The organism is Acidovorax lacteus (assembly GCF_039540375.1).
In the GTDB taxonomy this organism is placed as follows: domain Bacteria; phylum Pseudomonadota; class Gammaproteobacteria; order Burkholderiales; family Burkholderiaceae_C; genus Acidovorax_G; species Acidovorax_G lacteus.
The window spans coordinates 1-577 of sequence record NZ_BAABEX010000025.1; the positions used below are offsets into that span (position 1 = coordinate 1).

Here is a 577-nt window from a genome sequence, read left to right on the forward strand (position 1 = left end):
GGCCCCATCGGCGAGGCGCTGATCATGACCGCCCTGGGCCTGGCCGTGGCCATTCCGGCGGTGCTGGGCTACAACGCACTGCTGCGCGGCAACAAGGCCATCCTGAGCCGCCTCAACAGCTTTGCCCACGACCTGCACGCCTACTTTGTGACCGGCGCCCGCGTGAACAGCAACACCCCGGGCGATGCGGCCAAGGTGCTGCCGATCAAGAAGGGGGCCTGAGCATGGCCTTCGGCACCCAGGACAGCGACGACGAGGTGATGAACGAAATCAACATGACGCCCCTGGTGGACGTCATGCTGGTGCTGCTCATCATCTTCATCATCACCGTGCCGGTGATGAAGCATTCGGTGAACGTGGACCTGCCCCGCGCCACCAACCAGCCCGAAAGCGTCAAGCCTGAAACCGTGCGGCTGAGCGTGGCGGCCGACGGCCAGTACTACTGGAACGAGTCCAAGGTCAGTGACGAGGAACTGCTGCCCCGCCTGCAGGCCGAGGCTGCGCGCGACCCGCAGCCGGACCTGCACATCCGCGGGGACAAGGAAGTGCGCTACGAGCGGGTGGCCCAGGCCATGGC

The 577-nt window shown here is 66.0% G+C and carries 2 protein-coding genes; both read left to right on the forward strand.

Annotation, left to right across the window (positions count from 1 at the left end):
• A partial coding sequence (locus ABD866_RS11655; protein WP_345065048.1) for a MotA/TolQ/ExbB proton channel family protein occupies nt 1–222 on the forward strand: 222 nt, incomplete at its 5' end.
• A gap of 2 nt (nt 223–224) precedes the next feature.
• A partial coding sequence (locus tag ABD866_RS11660; RefSeq protein ID WP_345065051.1) for an ExbD/TolR family protein occupies nt 225–577 on the forward strand: 353 nt, incomplete at its 3' end.